Genomic DNA, 15,888 nt, shown 5'->3' on the forward strand with positions numbered 1-15,888 from the left:
GTCTTTGCGTGGATCGACGCCCCGAGCCATGAAATGAGGAGCAATCTGCGCGCCCCAACAAACCCCGCACGCATGATGAGATATGGAACAACGACATCAATCTTGAGTAGGTAGAACCGACTACCTATCAATTCATTACCCAAAAACCATGGGCACGAGAGGGGTAGCTATTCACATAGGAAGCTACCCCTATTCAGAACATTACCGGCTGCCCAGTCTGATCGCGTCCCTTCTCATCCTGACAAAAAGCCATGTAGGCCATCGCGCTAGCCGGTTCATTCTCATCTGTGATGCTTACCGGGTCTTTGCCCATCGAGATTCCGCCATTCTCGCCCAGCGGCATCACCGCGAAATGGACAAATCCGGGGTAGCCTCCCATTGCGTTTTTGGCGTTCACTTCCCCGCAGTAAACCGCCGGGCTGTCGGGAACGCCTTCACCAATCATGCCCAGCTTGCGGACATTCCGAAACTTGGCGCTATCCGGGTCACGCAGCTTGGCCAACACCGCGTCACGCACGCGTTGATCCATTGAAGCCTTTGCCTCCGAGGGTTCGTTTGCTTTTGATTCCGATGCACTGGCATCGGGCTGCGAATTGGCCGTGCCACCACAAGCAGCCAGTAGAACGGGCAGTGTCAGACACAGCCATCTTGCGCACGTCATCGCAGTCTCGCCCCAAATATTAGAAAACTGCATATTCGATAACAGCATATAATTCATTCGCCAACCCGTTCGGCAGCAGGGCATGGCGAAGACAATTTTCACGAAACAGCACCAAGATTTCATTCGTGCGCTTCGTGAAGTTCGCCGCTCGAAGGGCGTGACCCAGGTGCAGCTTTCAGAGCGATTGGATCGCGCTCAGTCCTACATCAGCAACATTGAGCGAGGCGAACGGCGGATCGATGTCATCGAGTTCATGGCTATAGCAGCCGCCTTGAACCGCGATGCAGCCGAGCTTTTCAGCGAAATCGTGACACGCATGAATCGTCCCAGTTGACGCAGATGCATTGAAACAGCCTGCGTCACTGAGGAAATATGCTATGCGCCGCCATGATGTTTACGCGGTCGAATCTTGAAAAAACGGGCTTTACCGGCTGGCTGCCATTCGCAGCCATTCGAACGAGCGGCTGTCCTACTACCGGTGGAGTTTATGTCGTCACCTACAATGCAGAAGGCCCGGTAGCATTCTCCGAACGCAGTTGCGGCGGTTGGTTCAAAGGCAAAGACCCGACAGTCGCGTTGGACGCGCTCACTGCCAACTGGGTCGATGGTGCAGAAGTGGTTTATATAGGGAAAGCCGACCAGCTACGCCGTCGTCTCACGCAATATGCAGATTTTGGCGCAGGCAAGCCCGTTGGGCATTGGGGCGGACGCTTGATCTGGCAGTTGCCGTTCCCAGACCAGTTGATTGTAGGATGGAAAGAGACGCCGGGATGCGTTCCCGTCGAGGTCGAGGCAGAGCTAATCGCTTCCTTCCGGCACGTTCACGGTAAGCCACCGTTCGCCAACGACCCGCATCGGCTGGGGGCGTGATCCCCAATTGCCTCAACCGCGAATGAGCGACGGTCGAGCCAGTCCAGAAGATTCCCTCGCCTCCTACTTTGCCCAGTGCCCCAAGACCCACTCCCACTGTCGGCGGTCGTAATCATAACGCCAATGGGCGCGGACCCACTTCGTTTTGCCAATTGGCCGGATGGTTTTCATGTTTTGCAAGCGGTCCACCGGCTTAGGTGGACGGGGTGGATGAATCTTTCGCGGTTTGTACATTCACTCCTCCTGAACCAAGCGATTATCCGTTGCCCATCGGCATAAGTCCGCTGAGCCTCGCCATCTTCAGTTCCTCAGACGGTGTAACGCTTCCACGGCAGACGGTTGAGCGAGATGCGCGAAAGGAATCTGACAATGTCCTGCCGACCAAAAAAGGTCGCGCGACCGGTGCTGTCCTGCCCCATCAGCACAATGGGGACATTTTGAAACAAGGGGGCAAAACTCCTTGCCGTTGACAGCGCTTGCGCACGATTGTCGACCACATGCTTTTTCACTGCAACGACAGCGAAGGTAATCCCCTGCTCTCGTACGAGAGCTCCATCGATCTGCATTTGGCTCTCCATAAAAATGGCCGCACCCGCTGGGTGCGGCCCACTCGGATCATCCCTCCGGCGGGAAAGGGTCGTTCCCGTAGGACCATGCCTCGCGGAACTTGGCATCGCTCCCCTGAATCCGAAGTTCCGAACCCTGGTTGCGGGCGATTTCCCGTCCACGCTCGATGGCTTGTCGCTGAGTATCGTAAGACGCAGTGAGGCGGCTGTTACCTTCGCCACGTACGCCCCAACCATCACCTCTGCGAACCACATACTGATTCTTACCGGCCATAATCGTACCTTTCGTCTCGGAAACCGCCAGAAAGGCTTGACTCAGCCCCTTGGAAATGATTCCCCGTCTTATGGGTAAGACAGTCTCATATATGAGACGACTTGTCTTACATGTGCAACACTATGGACGTCGGTGCCGGGCGAGTCAACCCGTCAGCGCGTGGAGATTATATGGCGCTTCCTATCGAGGATCAGGGCCGCCTTCCCATTGAAGAATTAGGGCGCCTAATTAGTAGAAGGCGCGAAGGAAGAGGGATTCGAGCGGCTGCGTTGGAAGCCAACGTGAGCCCGGCCACTTTATCGCGCGTCGAAAATGGCAATGTGCCGGACCTCGCCACCTTTGCCAAAATCTGTCGATGGCTAGAGATCGATCCAGCCCAGTTCTTGGGGGTCGAAACTAGCACTGCACAGGAAGAACGTCCTGCGGTCGTTCATTTCCGAAAGAAAAAAACGGTCTCGACGGATACGGCCACATCACTTGGAGCGCTCATATTGGCTGCTCAGGACGCTCTCGACGCCCATCTCAAAACTCTCCAGCAGCAGTAAATGCGTCGGGGCTTCAAAGCCGAATCGGAACGGATTGCAGCTTCAGTCCGTGCCGAGCTTGGATTGGCAAAGATCGACGTTCTCGATCCTTGGAGGACGGCAGCCCATCGGGGCGTACTAGTGCGCGGAGCCGATGAACTCGGTCTAGCGGTTGAACACGCCGCTCAGCTTATGGTCAATGACCCAGACTCTTGGTCTGGAATGACCTTAGCCGAACGCGGCATGAAACTGATCGTACTAAATCCGATTCATAGTCGGGCACGGCAATGCGCTACACTCATGCACGAACTGGCTCATATAATGCTCGACCACGCTCCAGCCAGCGCGGTAGCTTCGGTAAGCGGTATGGTCTTGCTTTCCGACTATTCCGACGATCAGGAGAGTGAAGCCGATTGGCTGGGAGCGGCGTTGCTGTTGCCAGAAGCTGCTTTGCTGCATCATCGAGGGGCCGGCAAAAGCGCGGCTCAGATCGCTCAGATGTTTGGAGTCAGCTTGGACCTATGCAACTGGCGCTGCCGAATGACAGGCGTTGAAAAGCGTCTATCGTATCGCCGATCCGCCTAGAGGATATGTAGGAAATAGCTTGTCGCGTGGCGACATGGTGGCGACACAGAATGGAGGCGCAATTTCGCCTCGCCCGAAGGGCGGTCATCTCACTGAATTATATGGAAAAACTGGAGCGGGCGAAGGGATTCGAACCCTCGACCCCAACCTTGGCAAAGTTACCTAATGCCTCCGCCGTGACTACGCCAACTTTTCTAATCCTTCTCGAAAGTCCTGTAAAACAGCAATTTTATTGACATCCCGATTACGCCAGAGCATCCGGTTGGTGTCCACCAATTGCCAGTTCGGTGGACGCCATGTGGACGCCAGCAGCATCTTTGGCAAGTCGGAGCTTTGTCATGCGTAACACCTCTCAAACCGTGCTGACCAAGCGCACCGTCGATGGCTGCGCGCCGTCGGACAAACGGTACGACGTTTGGGACAGCCAGGTTCCGGGGTTCGGCCTGCGCGTTGGCACCTCGGGCGTAAAGACCTTTGTCGTGCGCTACCGCGCCGATGGCGGCGGCCGCTCAGCGCCGCGTCGCTATGTCACGGTCGGGCGCTATGGCGCAGTGACCGTCGAGCAGGCGCGCAAGAAGGCGCAGCAGATCCTTGCCGAAGCAACCGTGGGCGATGATCCCGCGATGAAGCGCAACGCCAAACGCGACGAGCTCAAGATGTCCGGGCTGATCGATCTGTATGAGAAGGAAGGTTGCTTCATCCAGCGCGGCAAACGCCAGGGCGAGCCGATGAAGGAGCGGACGAAGACCTACACCATCGCCCGCCTTCGCCACCATGTCGTTCCCCTTCTCGGGAGCAAGCGTGTGTCTGAGGTCAATGTGGGCGAGATCGAGCGCTTCATCCGCGACGTCGCTACGGGCAAGTCTGCAAGCGACACCAAGATCGGTCACCGCAAGCGGATTGTCGTCCGGGGCGGCGATGGTGCTGCCCGAAAGGTGTTCCGCGATCTTTCAGCGGTCTTCAGCTTTGCCGTCCGCCGCGAAATCGTCGAGGCCAATCCATGCGAGAAGGCAGTGGTGCGTAAGACCGATAATCGCCGCGAGCGCTTCCTGTCGATTGACGAGATCAAGCAGCTGGGCACGGCGCTGGACGAACTCGAGGCAGAGGGCATGAACCTCAAGGCGCTCCAGATCACCCGGCTCTGGGTGCTGACCGGGTGCCGCCGCCAGGAGATCGCCGAACTAAAATGGGACGAGATCGATTTCGAACGCGGCCTGCTCGTGCTGGCGGACAGCAAGACCGGACGGTCGGTGCGCCCATTGGCAGCTGCCGCAGTCAAGCTGCTAAAAACCATTCAGCGCAGCGTGGACTCGGAGTTCGTCTTCCCCGCCGACAGCGGAGAGGGTTTCTTCCAAGGCACCAAGAAGGTTTGGCCGAAGATCGTCAAGAAGGCCAATCTGGAGGGCGTCACGCCGCACACGCTGCGCCACACCATGGGCGCGATCGCGACATCGAGCGGCGAAGCGCTGGCACTCACCGGTGCGATCCTCGGCCATGCCAACATGCGCTCGACGATGATCTACGCCCATGTCGAGATGGATCCATCGAAACTCGCGGCAGATCGGGTTGGCGAGCAACTGGCGGCGGCGCTGGGGCAGCCGCGTAGCAGCAAATCTTGAATGATGTTGACAAATGTCAACAGATAGACGATAGGGAGTTGGATCGAATGGCAAGACCACGCCATCCGAACAAGGAGATCGAGGCAGCCGTTGCCCATGCGGAAGCGCTGGGCTGGCGGGTGGCTCCGATCAGCGGCCATGCCTGGGGGCGGCTCTATTGCCCCTGGGCTGACCGGGACGGCTGCATGGTCTCGGTGTGGAGCACTCCGCGCAACGCAGAGAACCATGCCAAGGCGATCCGGCGTGATGTGGCGCGGTGCCCCCATCCGGGCGCGGAGTGATTGAGATGAAGACGCACGAGTTCACGATTGTCGCCTCCGGTCTCGATCCCGAGTTGGAAGGCTATGAAGACCGTTTCTTCGAGGCGGGCTGCGACGATGCGACCCTGTCGTTCCAAAAGGGCGTGATCATCGCCGAGTTCGCGCGTGAAGCCGTGTCCTTCTCCAAGGCGGTGGCGTCGGCCTATGAGGACATTCTCAAGACGGGCGCCAAGGTCGAACGAGTCGAACCCGACTATCTGGTGAGTCTCAGCGACATCGCCGAACGCTCCGGCCTCACGCGCCAAGCGATCTCGCTCTACACCAAGGCCGAACGCGGCTCGGGATTTCCCAACCCCGTCGCCCGCGTCACCTCGAACAGCCCGCTTTGGGATTGGCTCGAAGTCACCGAGTGGCTCCACGCCCAGTCGAGGATAGATCGCGAGGCGGTAATCGAGGCGCGGATCGTCAAAGAAGCCAACCGCTTTCTCGAACTGCATGAGGGTCAGCCAGACAATTTCACTCGGCGACTGGAGATGCTCGAAGCCGCCTAACGCCGGCTAGTCTACTGGTGCCTTGGGCGCCGCTTGTGGCCATCGCAGGTCGTGAAAATCAGCTCTGCGGTAGCGGGCGTGTAGGCGAAATGGTGCAGCCTCGGACCTCGATCTTCGACCACCCCGAGGTCGAGGCAAGTGCCCTTTCGATACATGAACGTACCCAGCAGCTTGTTTCCGTGCGCGAGATTTGGCCTTCTGCCGGTTTGGTGGACACGACTTCTGTACGCAACGGAATCGACAGGCTTTCATCCATCCTGGTTCCGAAGCGTTCGCGGTGACAGTCCGAAGTGCGAGCGGAATGCACGGTTGAAACTGCTGATATTACCGAAACCGTGGGAGTAGGCGATTTCACTGATCGTGCGACTGGCCATGGCAGGATTTTCTAAATCCATCCGGCAACGCTCCAGTCGGCGAATTCTGATCCAGCGCGCGACGGACGTACCTTCTCGGGCGAAGAGCTTGTTGATGTAGCGCATGCTGACATTCTGGGCAGAAGCGACCTTTTCCGGTGACAGTTCCTCGTCATCGACGTTTAATTCGATATACTCTTGAGCACGGCGGAGCATTGAGGTGCTATAGGTCGTTGCACGATCACCGTGTGTAGTTTCTACTCTTCCGACAACGCTGAGACTCACGAGGTCAAGCAAGTGGTTGGCAATCCTATTAGCTTGGCTGGATTGCATACGTGGCGCTTCTTCGAGTGCAGCACGCAGCATGCTCGAGGCAATATGACCGGCTCCGGTGCTGCCATCGATGCGTTGGGCCAGAATGTCGGAGAGTGCGTGCAATCGCCCCTCAAGTCGGTAGCGGGGGACGCTGACCCAAAGCGCATCAAGACTGCGGGGAACGAAGATGGCATATGCGCGGGTGCTGTCCAAAATGGCAATATCGCCGGAATGCAGCTCCGCGCAGTGTTCATCTTGCGAAAGCGTAGCATCGCCCGCGAGCATAAATCCGATAAAGAAAACGTTGTCGTTGGACTGCTGGATCAATGCATCCGTGCGCTTGACTAGGTGTGCTCCGCCGCGCGTGACGGCACGAATAAAAGTAAGATCACCAAATGGATAGCGATGTATCTGCGACGTAAGCTTCTGTCGGGGATCGAGTTGCTCGACTTCGAGATCGACGAAAACGGACGAGAGCGCGCGCGACCATTGGGCAGCATCGCCGGAAACCCGGACCACATCATCACTGCGGGGAAGCTTGCTCAGCTTCATTCCCGCACCTTCCTCAACATTGGCTCTTTCCGCGTCATATCGTTCACGCAAGATTGCAAATTGGTTCCAAAAATGCAAATTTTTTGGACCATTGCTGCGCAGATTTCCATTGCGAAGACCGCCATAAGTGGGGCGAACGTAGCGCACAAATAATTGTGCCGAAATCCACGAGGGGATCTGATATGGCACTAGGGGCTCATTCTGTAAGGAAATTTTCGGCGTCGCTCGCCGCCGGAGTTGCGTTGGTTGCGCTTACGGCAACCGGCGCTCATGCCCAGAGTGACCCTCAAGCTGCAGATGCTGGTATCAACGAGATTATCGTAACGGCGCAGAAGCGCGCCGAGAACGTTCAAGACGTTCCGATCTCGATCACCGCATTCACCGCTGAATCGCTCTCGTCACGCGGTATTTCAGACGTCACGGCGATGGGCAATCTGGCGCCGAACGTGTCACTTGATGCCGGCACGCCGTTTTCGGGGTCGTCATCGGTCCTTTCGGCCTTCATCCGCGGCATCGGCCAGAACGACTTTGCGTTCAATCTTGATCCGGGCGTCGGCGTTTATCTCGACGGCGTGTACCTTGCCCGCTCGGTTGGTGCGAACCAGGACCTGCTCGATGTCGAGCGCGTTGAAATTCTCAAAGGGCCGCAGGGAGATCTTTTTGGCCGGAATACAATCGGTGGCGCGATTTCGATCGTAACGCGGCGTCCGGCCAAGGAGTTCGGCGGGAAGCTTGAAGTTTCCGCCGGCCGCTTCAATCGCATTGACGCAAAGGGCATGGTGAACATCCCGATCTCTGACACGCTGTTTTCGTCATTCAGTTTTGCGACCAAGAACAATGAGGGCTACCAGAAGCTCGTCAATTTTCCCGGCTTCGCCAATGGCGTGATTGCGGATGCCTTTCCGTCTTTCGGAACCAAGCATCCCAGCCGTTTCGGGGGCGAGAACCAGTACACCCTTCGTGGCAAACTCCTGTGGGAAGCCACGCCCGATATTTCCGTGACGCTGACAGGCGACTATCTGCATCAGGACAACAATGGTGTGGCGTCGACCGTAATCAAGACGCACACGAATCCGGCCGATCCGAGCAATGTTTTTGGCCCGCTCTACAACGGGTGCCTTGCAGGTGCGCTGCCGCCGTTCGCGACCACTGGGGTTTGCAATAACATCCTATATGGCACCAGTCTCGGCGGACTCGGCTTGACCAATCCAAGCCTGTTCTATGGCGACCAGTTCATTTCCAGTGACATCGATCAGACCTACGCGACCGGAAACAGCTTCTCGCGACTGCGCAACTATGGCGGGTCACTCGTCATCGATTGGGACTTGGGCTCAGCGCAATTGAAGTCGATTACCGGCTATCGCGAGCTTCACTGGCAATCGGCCCAGGACGAAGACGGTTCGCCACTGCCGTTCCTTCAAACTTCGTTCGATATGAATCAGGAGCAGTTCAGTCAGGAACTGCAACTGACTGGCGAGACCATGGAGGACCGCCTGACTTATGTGTTGGGGCTCTACTATTTCAATGAGAGCGGCAACCTTCATGACTTGGTGACCTTTCCCGCTGGCTTACTCCAGATCGATGGACAGAATTTCCTCGGGACGAAGAACTATGCCGCCTATGCTCACTTGAATTTCAAGATTTCGGACACCTTTAGCCTTACGCTCGGCGGGCGTTACACGCATGAAAACAAGCGATTTACCGGCTTGCAGCAAGATGCCAATGGCTTCTTCTACAAGATGAATGGCTACTATATTGTCGATGCGGCGTCTCAAGCGGCATTGTGCTCGGTCGGACAGGCTGCCCCTTCTTTGATCGGCATTCCGCCTGGCGTATTCTGCTACCCCAATCCAGCGGTGCCCACCCAGGTCTACCCGTTGGCTCCGGCGGGCGGTTTCAGGCAGTCCTTCAACAATTTTTCCCCGAAGGTTGGTCTCGAATTCAAGCCGGCCGATGGCGTGATGATTTACGGTTCGTTCTCGCAGGGTTATAAGACCGGTGGTTGGACGACGCGCCTCACCGCGCCGCAGCCTGCCGGAACGCCCGCGCCGTCATTCGGTCCTGAAAAGGCCACGACCTGGGAACTCGGTGTGAAGTCGGAGTTTGCCGATCGCAAGGCGCAGTTCAACCTTTCCAGCTTCTACACCAAATACAAGGGTATTCAGCTCAACTTCCAGATTGGCACTTCCCCGACATTGCAGAATGCCGGCACTGCCGAGATTTATGGCTTCGAAGCTGAGTTTCTCGCGCGGCCAGTTCCCGATCTAACGCTGTCGGCTGGCGTTGGTTACACACACGCCCGGTATACTGAACTTTCACCGTTCGTGACCGGCGTGACGCTGACCTCACGACTGCCCAAAACGCCGGAATGGAAGTTCACCTTCAGCCCGCAGTACCGGATCGACCTCGGAGATCACGGAGACGTGATGCTGTCGGTAGATTACACGCACACCAGCTCGCTGTTCAACGATACCGAAAACTCGCCGCTGATCGCCCGTCCGGCAACGGACATGCTTAACTCGTCAATTACTTATCGAGCTCCAGACAAGAACTGGGAGTTGGCCTTCGGCGTGACCAATCTCTCCGACGAGCGCTACCTCACGACCGGTCAAGGGCAGATCGCTGGCGGCGTCACCTATGGCACCTACAACCGTCCGCGTGAATGGTATGTCACTGGTCGGATCAACTTCTGAGAAATGCAGCGGACATGGCAACTCTTCCAGATGAAACGCCTGCGCTGATTGGCCCGCTTTCCTGGCCTAGGCAGCCAAAGGTCAAGCTAGGGATGACAGGGGCAGAGCCGCCCCTGTCCGAGACCGAGGCTGCTTTCCAGGATATGGCGCACGCCTTCGCTCGGGACGTTATGCGCCCGGTCGGCCAGAAGCTGGACCGGATGACTCAGGAGGAAATTCTTCGAAAGGATTCGATTTACTACACTGAATTCCGTCCGAAGTACCTGGCTCTTGAGATCAATCCGGTCACCCTGGGTGCCCTTCCACCCGAGGAACTGGGCAAGATCTTGCCGATTATCATGGAAGAGTTCGGCTGGGGTGACGGAGGCTTGTCGGTCACCATTGGTGCCTGCCAATTACCCCCCCTACTCGCTCTCTTGTTCGGCAAGCAGTATCTGCTTGAACGCTTTCCGGTAGACCTGATCGGGTGTTGGGCGATCACGGAGCCCGACCATGGTTCGGACGCGCTCGATCCGTCGAAGCAGATTTTCCATCCGCAGGGCAAATACGGCCGCCCGAACTGCGTCGCAAAGATTGAAGGCGACAAGGTCACCTTGAACGGGCAAAAGTCTGCGTGGGTTTCGAACGGACCCATTGCCGACGTCTGTGTGCTCTACTCGGCCGCCGACCGCGGGAACGGTCCGGACCCCGAGAACGGCGTGGTCATGCTTGTACCGATGAATGCCGAGGGTGTCTCTCGCGGCAAGTTCATTGACAAGCTCGGCCAACGGCCACTGCCTCAAGGCGAGATTTACTTCGACAATGTCGAGCTGTCGGCGGATCATATCATCGCTGGGCCGGAGGAGTTCCAGCGCGCGGTCTATGCCATCCATTGCGAGGCCAACGGTCAGATGGGTGCCATCTGGACGGGTTCTGCTCGCGCATCGTTTGAAATCGCTTGGCGATACGCGCACGAACGCAAGCAAGGCGGCGTGCCGATCTATCGGCATCAGTCGGTCGCGAAGCAATTATTCCACATGTATCGCAAAGTGGAGGCTTCCCGAGCGCTCGTGCGCCGCGTGGCCCTGCACAACATGACCGCGCCGGTTCCAGCACTTCAATCCGCTATGGCGGCTAAGGTGACGGCCACGCAAACAGCGTTCGAAGTTGCTTCCGACGCCCTTCAGATGCTCGGCGGCAACGGCAACACACGAGAATATCCGATCGAAAAGATTCTGCGGGATGCCCGCGCCTCAATGATCGAGGACGGGTGCAATGAAATCCTGAGCATCAAGGGCGGCTATCAGATGATGGATCCCGACCTCTTGTAAGGAAGGCAGAAATGAAGACGAATGCCATCGTTGCCGGGGGCGGGATGACCGCTTTCGGCAAGTTCCCGGCGCTTACCCTGAAGGATCTGGCCGGGGACGCAATTAAAGCCGCACTCGCTGATGCGGGCCTTGGGGTCGCAGACATCCAGGCTGCCTACATGGGCAATGCCGCAGCTGGCACCATCACGGGACAGGTCTGCGTTCCGGGCGAAGTCGTGCTTCGATCGCTCGGAATCGGTCGGATTCCAGTCATCAATGTTGAAAATGCCTGCGCCACCGCGTCCACCGCACTCAACCAAGCGGCAGCCATGGTGAGCGCCGGCATGTACGACGTGGTGCTGGCGGCAGGCTATGAAAAGTTGGTTCACGAAGACAAGGCCAAGACATTCGCGGTCTTCTCGGGCGCCGTGGACGTAACCGATCTTGACGGCCTGGCGGCATTGGTTGACCGGAAAATGGCTGAAGTGGGGCTCAAGGGCGATGTCGCCGGGGCTGCTTCGCGGTCGCTGTTCATGGACATTTATGCGACCGAGGCCGTCGCACACATGAAGGCTTACGGAACGACCCGCGAACAGCTCGCTGCCGTCCCTGCCAAAAATTCACGTCATGGAGCACTCAACCCGCGGGCACAGTTCCGGAACGTGACAACCGTCGAGGAAGTGCTTGCCGCCCGTGAGATCGTGTGGCCACTTACTCTGCCGATGTGCTCGCCGATTGGTGACGGCGCTGCGGCAGTCATTCTCGTAAGCGAGCGTAAAGCTCGCGAAATCGGGCTTACGGATCCGGTCCGGATTATTACGTCGAGCCTCGGAACCAGTTGGGACTACCCAGCAGGCAAGGAATCGCTTGTCTTCCACGAATTGATCGCACGAACATACGAAGAAGCAGGCCTTGGCCCCGACGATCTCGACGTGGTCGAATTGCATGACGCATCGGCTTCGTCCGAAATCCTTCACACGGAATATCTCGGTCTTTGCCCCGTAGGCGAAGGTGGCCGCTTTATCGAAGCGGGTTTGACCGCCTTGGGCGGTGAAGGCCGGACGGTGGTCAATCCCTCTGGGGGACTACTGAGAAAGGGACATCCGATCGGTGCCACGGGCATCGCCCAAATCGTCGAGATCTTCGAGCAACTGAAAGGCCGATCCGGCCCCCGACAGGTGGAGAAAGCTCGCATCGGGCTTGCCGAGAACGGGGGCGGTTACATCAACGGGGATGTGGCGGCGCTCTGTGTCACGGTCCTGAAACGAGGATGACCATGGCAGAACCCAATCTTCTTATCATCGCCAATCTTGTCGCCGCTCAGGCCGCTGCGCGGCCCGACCTCGATGTCTTGACCTTCGAGGACGGCGGGGTGAGCGAAGTCCGCACCTATCGCGATCTGTGGGAAAATGGACAGCGGCTGGCTGAAGCTTTCCGTGACCTGGGCTTGGCGAAGGGCGCGCGGGTTGCGCTCCTGATCCAGAACCATCCCGAATTCGTCGAACTGATGATCGCTGCTGCCATACAGGGCATCGTCATTGTCCCGATCGATCCGCGGACGCGGGGCGCCAAGCTGGCCTACATGCTGCGTGATAGCGATTCCTGCGGCATCATCTGCGCCAGCTACTCATTGAATGGTGTGATCGAGGCGTTGGGGGACTGCCCCAACGTAAAATGGGTCGCCGGGGTCGATGAACTGGGTGCGGCAAGTGTTCCGGTTCCAACGTTCGCCATGCGCGAATGGCTGTCGACCCCGATGCCCGAACCTGCCCTGCCGGTCGCGGTGGCAAGCGAAGCCGAGCCAATGCAACTGATGTATACGTCAGGAACCACCGGCGACCCCAAGGGGATTGTCGTTCCCCATGGCCGGTTCGGGGCCGTTTCCGGTCACGGCGAAGCCGTCTTTGGCTATAGACCGGGCGATCGCCCGTATACCGGGCTCTCGCTGACTCACGGCAATGCCCAGTTTGTGACCTTGGCCCCTTCTCTCAAGATGGGACTGCGAGCGGTCATTAGCCGCAAGTTCAGCAAGTCGCGGCTTTGGGATATCGTCCGCCATCACGGCTGCACGACCTTCTCTCTGCTGGGAGGAATGGTCACGGCGATCCATGCCGAGCCCAGACACGAAGACGATGCCGTGAACCCACTCCGCCTAGTCGTTTCGGCGGGGATGCCGATCGCCCTGTGGGAAGACTTTTCGCGGCGGTTCGGGGTTGAAATCCTTGAGTTTTATGGCGCGATGGAGGGCGGGATGGCAATCAATCGCCCCGGCGAGGGACCGATTGGCAGTTGCGGCCGGGCGGCACCCGGCCTGGTCGCGCGAATTGTCCGCGAGGATGGCGCCTTGGCCGAGCCAAATGAAGTTGGCGAACTCCAGTTTCAGTTGGCGACGGGGCCATTCCCACCGGTAACCTATCACAACAACCCGGAGGCTTCATCCGCAAAGGTGGTAGATGGCTGGCTCCAGACGGGCGACATGGCCCGGATGGATGGCGATGGATGGCTCTTCTACGAGTATCGTAAGGGAGGCGGCATTCGCCGCAACGGGGAGTTTGTGAGCCCATCTTTCGTTGAGCGCGTGCTCGGCGAGCATCCGGGCATTGACGACATCTTCGTTTACGGGGTCGCCTCCAGCGGCGGGGCACCAGGTGAAAGGGATGTGGTTGCGGCAATCGTTCCGACGGCATCGTTCGACCCAATCGAAGTCTTCCGGTGGGCACACGCCAAGCTTGAGCGAAACATGGTGCCACGCTTTCTGCATGTCGTCGAACAGATCCCGAAGACAGCATCGGAAAAACCTCAAGAGCGATTCCTGATTGACGAATTCGCAAGCGGAAAAGCCAAGATTTTCACGGAACAAGGAGCGGAAGCATGAGCGATATCGAAGTCGTTCTTTATGGAGCGAGCGGGTATACGGGCGAACACGTGATGTGGAAGCTCGCTGAGCTGGGGATTCCCTTCATCGCCGCCGGGCGGAATGGAGCCCGTCTCAAGGCAAGGCTTGAAGCGCAGCCGGAACTGAAGGGGGCCCGCTATGAAATTGCCGAGGTCGCCCACGATGAGGCTGCGCTGACCGAACTGCTGCGTGGTCGGAAGGTGGTGCACAATCTCGTCGGACCATTCATGCAGTTCGGCGAACCGGTGGTGCGCGCGGCCCTGGCGGCCGGCTGTCACTATCTCGATGCAACCGGTGAACAGGACTGGAAGATCCTGATCCGGGAAAAATATGGCCATGCGTTCGAGGATAAGGGTCTGGTCCTGGCGCCCGCCACCTCGTCGATGTGGGTTTCTGGCCTGTTGGCGGCCGAATCGGTGCTGGAAAAGCCCGGTATCGACAGCGTTGACATTCTCTACACGCTTCACGGCGTGCCGTCCGCAGCATCGACACTCAGTTTCATGAGGATGTGCTGCCAGCCCCAGTACAGGTTGGTGAACAAGCGGCTCGAAGCTTGGCCTGCAGCTGCCCATTTCCAGGTTGCGGTCCCCGGCCATCATCGAATTCTCACGGCTCTTCCGTGGAGCGGCGGCGGTGAATCAATCTTCTACGAAAACGACGAACGCGTACTGAATTGCTCCACTCTGGTCACATTCCAGAATCAGGCGCTGATGGAAATGCTGGTTCCTAAGATGCAGGAATTCGCTGCCAAATACGCACCGCTTTCCGACGCCGAACAGGAAGCCGCGACCAACGCATGGGCGAACGAAATTGCCCCGCAAGGCGATCAACCCAGGGAGGACTATTCGCAGCATCGCGTGCTGTTCACTTGCCACGGCCGCGGAACGCTGGTGGCGCGCTCGACCGCAACGTGGGGCGTGACTGGATATGTCATGACCGGCCTGATTGGCGCTGTTACCATCGATTGCCTGATCAAGAACCGTCAGCGTGCGATCGGTTTCCAGTCTGCCGTTTCGGTAGTGGGCGCAAAGCCGATGCGTGCCGCGCTGGAAGACGGCGGTGTGCTCGGACAGTTCACAGCGCTCATCCCATGACCGGCCGAGTACTAGGGAAGCGGATACTCGTTACTGGTGGAGCAACCGGACTGGGGGCTGCCTTTTCCAAGCGGCTTGCAGACGAGGGTGCGGTCGTTCTCGTCGCAGACATCGCGGAGTCGGAGGGTCGGGCGCTGGCGTCAAATCTCGACGGCAGTTTCTATCCCCTCGACGTCTCATCCGAAGCGGCTTGGGAAAGCGTGATCGCTCGGATCGAGAACGACTATGGTGGGCTGGACGTGCTCATCAACAATGCCGGGATCGCGGGAAGCAAAGGTGGCGAGGATATCGAGCGGGTCGAGTTGCAGGATTTCCATCGCATCTTCGCCGTCAATGTCGATGGGACGGTCTTGGGCTGTAAGCACGCCATTCCGCTAATGGCACGGAGCGGGCCAGGCTCGATCATCAATCTATCGTCGATCGCCGCTCTGATACCGGCCGCCTTCGTCATCTCCTACGGTGCCAGCAAGGCAACCATTGCACACATCTCGCGCAGCGTTGCGATGCATTGCGCGCAGTCCGGCTATGGCATCCGCTGCAACTCGGTCCATCCGGGGCAGGTCCGAACGGCGATGATGCAAGGGATCATCGATCGTGTCGGTCGGGATAGCAACATCGGGCCGGAAGCGGCAGGCAAAATGTTCGACGCTCAAATTCCGCTCGGCTGCCCGCAGCAGCCAGAGGACATAGCGCATGCCGTCCTCTTCCTTGCATCAGATGAAAGTCGTTTCGTCACAGGCACCCAGTTGATCATCGACGGTGGCATGACCTTGAACAACTAGGCTG

Annotated in this window: 17 protein-coding genes; 13 read left to right on the forward strand and 4 right to left on the reverse strand. The window is 58.2% G+C overall.

Annotation, left to right across the window (positions count from 1 at the left end; translation table 11 throughout):
- Window positions 1-193: 193 nt before the first annotated feature.
- Entirely contained in the window at window positions 194-718 is a 525-nt protein-coding gene (locus VJS46_RS03980) for a hypothetical protein (protein WP_324058044.1), read from the reverse strand.
- 25 nt (window positions 719-743) lie between these two features.
- On the opposite strand from VJS46_RS03980, the gene VJS46_RS03985 reads away from it, so the two are divergent.
- Window positions 744-995: a helix-turn-helix transcriptional regulator gene (locus tag VJS46_RS03985; protein WP_324058045.1), complete on the forward strand. Its 252-nt coding sequence runs from the start codon at window positions 744-746 to the stop codon at window positions 993-995.
- 53 nt (window positions 996-1,048) lie between these two features.
- Window positions 1,049-1,531: a hypothetical protein gene (locus VJS46_RS03990; protein WP_324058046.1), complete on the forward strand. Its 483-nt coding sequence runs from the start codon at window positions 1,049-1,051 to the stop codon at window positions 1,529-1,531.
- Between the two features lie 308 nt (window positions 1,532-1,839).
- Here VJS46_RS03990 and VJS46_RS03995 read toward each other — a convergent pair whose 3' ends face one another.
- Window positions 1,840-2,097, reverse strand: coding sequence for a hypothetical protein (locus tag VJS46_RS03995; RefSeq protein ID WP_324058047.1), 258 nt, complete (start codon window positions 2,095-2,097; stop codon window positions 1,840-1,842).
- A gap of 49 nt (window positions 2,098-2,146) precedes the next feature.
- Complete coding sequence (locus VJS46_RS04000; RefSeq protein WP_037486966.1) at window positions 2,147-2,371, reverse strand: DUF2188 domain-containing protein; 225 nt, start codon at window positions 2,369-2,371, stop codon at window positions 2,147-2,149.
- Between the two features lie 170 nt (window positions 2,372-2,541).
- Between VJS46_RS04000 and VJS46_RS04005 the strand changes: the two genes are divergently transcribed.
- From VJS46_RS04005 to VJS46_RS04025, 5 genes are all read left to right on the forward strand, one after another.
- The gene (locus tag VJS46_RS04005; protein ID WP_324058048.1) at window positions 2,542-2,916 is read left to right on the forward strand and encodes a helix-turn-helix transcriptional regulator; all 375 of its coding nucleotides are present in this window, start codon (window positions 2,542-2,544) and stop codon (window positions 2,914-2,916) included.
- A 63-nt stretch (window positions 2,917-2,979) separates the two neighbouring features.
- Window positions 2,980-3,480, forward strand: coding sequence for an ImmA/IrrE family metallo-endopeptidase (locus VJS46_RS04010; protein ID WP_324058049.1), 501 nt, complete (start codon window positions 2,980-2,982; stop codon window positions 3,478-3,480).
- A 338-nt stretch (window positions 3,481-3,818) separates the two neighbouring features.
- Entirely contained in the window at window positions 3,819-5,099 is a 1,281-nt protein-coding gene (locus tag VJS46_RS04015; protein ID WP_324058050.1) for a site-specific integrase, read from the forward strand.
- Window positions 5,100-5,146: 47 nt separating this feature from the next.
- Window positions 5,147-5,380, forward strand: coding sequence for a hypothetical protein (locus tag VJS46_RS04020; protein WP_324058051.1), 234 nt, complete (start codon window positions 5,147-5,149; stop codon window positions 5,378-5,380).
- Between the two features lie 5 nt (window positions 5,381-5,385).
- Entirely contained in the window at window positions 5,386-5,910 is a 525-nt protein-coding gene (locus VJS46_RS04025) for a hypothetical protein (RefSeq protein WP_324058052.1), read from the forward strand.
- A gap of 248 nt (window positions 5,911-6,158) precedes the next feature.
- Here VJS46_RS04025 and VJS46_RS04030 read toward each other — a convergent pair whose 3' ends face one another.
- Window positions 6,159-7,319, reverse strand: a complete 1,161-nt coding sequence (locus VJS46_RS04030) for a helix-turn-helix domain-containing protein (RefSeq protein ID WP_324058053.1) — start codon at window positions 7,317-7,319, stop codon at window positions 6,159-6,161.
- Here VJS46_RS04030 and VJS46_RS04035 point away from each other — a divergent pair.
- Genes VJS46_RS04035 through VJS46_RS04060 form a run of 6 tightly spaced genes read left to right on the forward strand, consistent with a single transcriptional unit; the run spans window position 7,313 to window position 15,884 of the window.
- Window positions 7,313-9,823, forward strand: a complete 2,511-nt coding sequence (locus VJS46_RS04035; protein ID WP_324058054.1) for a TonB-dependent receptor — start codon at window positions 7,313-7,315, stop codon at window positions 9,821-9,823. The genes VJS46_RS04030 and VJS46_RS04035 overlap by 7 nt on opposite strands.
- Before the next feature lie 14 nt (window positions 9,824-9,837).
- Entirely contained in the window at window positions 9,838-11,133 is a 1,296-nt protein-coding gene (locus VJS46_RS04040; protein ID WP_324058055.1) for an acyl-CoA dehydrogenase family protein, read from the forward strand.
- Window positions 11,134-11,144: 11 nt separating this feature from the next.
- Window positions 11,145-12,386 (forward strand): thiolase family protein, encoded by a 1,242-nt coding sequence (locus VJS46_RS04045; RefSeq protein ID WP_324058056.1) that lies wholly within the window; start codon window positions 11,145-11,147, stop codon window positions 12,384-12,386.
- A 2-nt stretch (window positions 12,387-12,388) separates the two neighbouring features.
- Entirely contained in the window at window positions 12,389-13,987 is a 1,599-nt protein-coding gene (locus VJS46_RS04050; RefSeq protein ID WP_324058057.1) for a class I adenylate-forming enzyme family protein, read from the forward strand.
- Window positions 13,984-15,102: a saccharopine dehydrogenase family protein gene (locus VJS46_RS04055; RefSeq protein ID WP_324058058.1), complete on the forward strand. Its 1,119-nt coding sequence runs from the start codon at window positions 13,984-13,986 to the stop codon at window positions 15,100-15,102. Before VJS46_RS04050 ends, VJS46_RS04055 begins: the two co-directional genes overlap by 4 nt.
- Entirely contained in the window at window positions 15,099-15,884 is a 786-nt protein-coding gene (locus VJS46_RS04060) for an SDR family oxidoreductase (protein ID WP_324058059.1), read from the forward strand. Before VJS46_RS04055 ends, VJS46_RS04060 begins: the two co-directional genes overlap by 4 nt.
- Window positions 15,885-15,888: the final 4 nt, after the last annotated feature.

It is taken from the genome of Rhizorhapis sp. (assembly GCF_035276005.1).
GTDB lineage: Bacteria > Pseudomonadota > Alphaproteobacteria > Sphingomonadales > Sphingomonadaceae > Rhizorhapis.

What these genes read in the sequence shown, in the direction of transcription:
- VJS46_RS03980 (WP_324058044.1), bottom strand. Translation starts at nt 718, where the DNA reads ATGAATTATATGCTGTTATCGAATATGCAGTTTTCTAATATTTGGGGC.
- VJS46_RS03985 (WP_324058045.1), top strand. Translation starts at nt 744, where the DNA reads ATGGCGAAGACAATTTTCACGAAACAGCACCAAGATTTCATTCGTGCG.
- VJS46_RS03990 (WP_324058046.1), top strand. Translation starts at nt 1,049, where the DNA reads ATGATGTTTACGCGGTCGAATCTTGAAAAAACGGGCTTTACCGGCTGG.
- VJS46_RS03995 (WP_324058047.1), bottom strand. Translation starts at nt 2,097, where the DNA reads ATGCAGATCGATGGAGCTCTCGTACGAGAGCAGGGGATTACCTTCGCT.
- VJS46_RS04000 (WP_037486966.1), bottom strand. Translation starts at nt 2,371, where the DNA reads ATGGCCGGTAAGAATCAGTATGTGGTTCGCAGAGGTGATGGTTGGGGC.
- VJS46_RS04005 (WP_324058048.1), top strand. Translation starts at nt 2,542, where the DNA reads ATGGCGCTTCCTATCGAGGATCAGGGCCGCCTTCCCATTGAAGAATTA.
- VJS46_RS04015 (WP_324058050.1), top strand. Translation starts at nt 3,819, where the DNA reads ATGCGTAACACCTCTCAAACCGTGCTGACCAAGCGCACCGTCGATGGC.
- VJS46_RS04020 (WP_324058051.1), top strand. Translation starts at nt 5,147, where the DNA reads ATGGCAAGACCACGCCATCCGAACAAGGAGATCGAGGCAGCCGTTGCC.
- VJS46_RS04025 (WP_324058052.1), top strand. Translation starts at nt 5,386, where the DNA reads ATGAAGACGCACGAGTTCACGATTGTCGCCTCCGGTCTCGATCCCGAG.
- VJS46_RS04035 (WP_324058054.1), top strand. Translation starts at nt 7,313, where the DNA reads ATGGCACTAGGGGCTCATTCTGTAAGGAAATTTTCGGCGTCGCTCGCC.
- VJS46_RS04040 (WP_324058055.1), top strand. Translation starts at nt 9,838, where the DNA reads ATGGCAACTCTTCCAGATGAAACGCCTGCGCTGATTGGCCCGCTTTCC.
- VJS46_RS04045 (WP_324058056.1), top strand. Translation starts at nt 11,145, where the DNA reads ATGAAGACGAATGCCATCGTTGCCGGGGGCGGGATGACCGCTTTCGGC.
- VJS46_RS04050 (WP_324058057.1), top strand. Translation starts at nt 12,389, where the DNA reads ATGGCAGAACCCAATCTTCTTATCATCGCCAATCTTGTCGCCGCTCAG.
- VJS46_RS04055 (WP_324058058.1), top strand. Translation starts at nt 13,984, where the DNA reads ATGAGCGATATCGAAGTCGTTCTTTATGGAGCGAGCGGGTATACGGGC.
- VJS46_RS04060 (WP_324058059.1), top strand. Translation starts at nt 15,099, where the DNA reads ATGACCGGCCGAGTACTAGGGAAGCGGATACTCGTTACTGGTGGAGCA.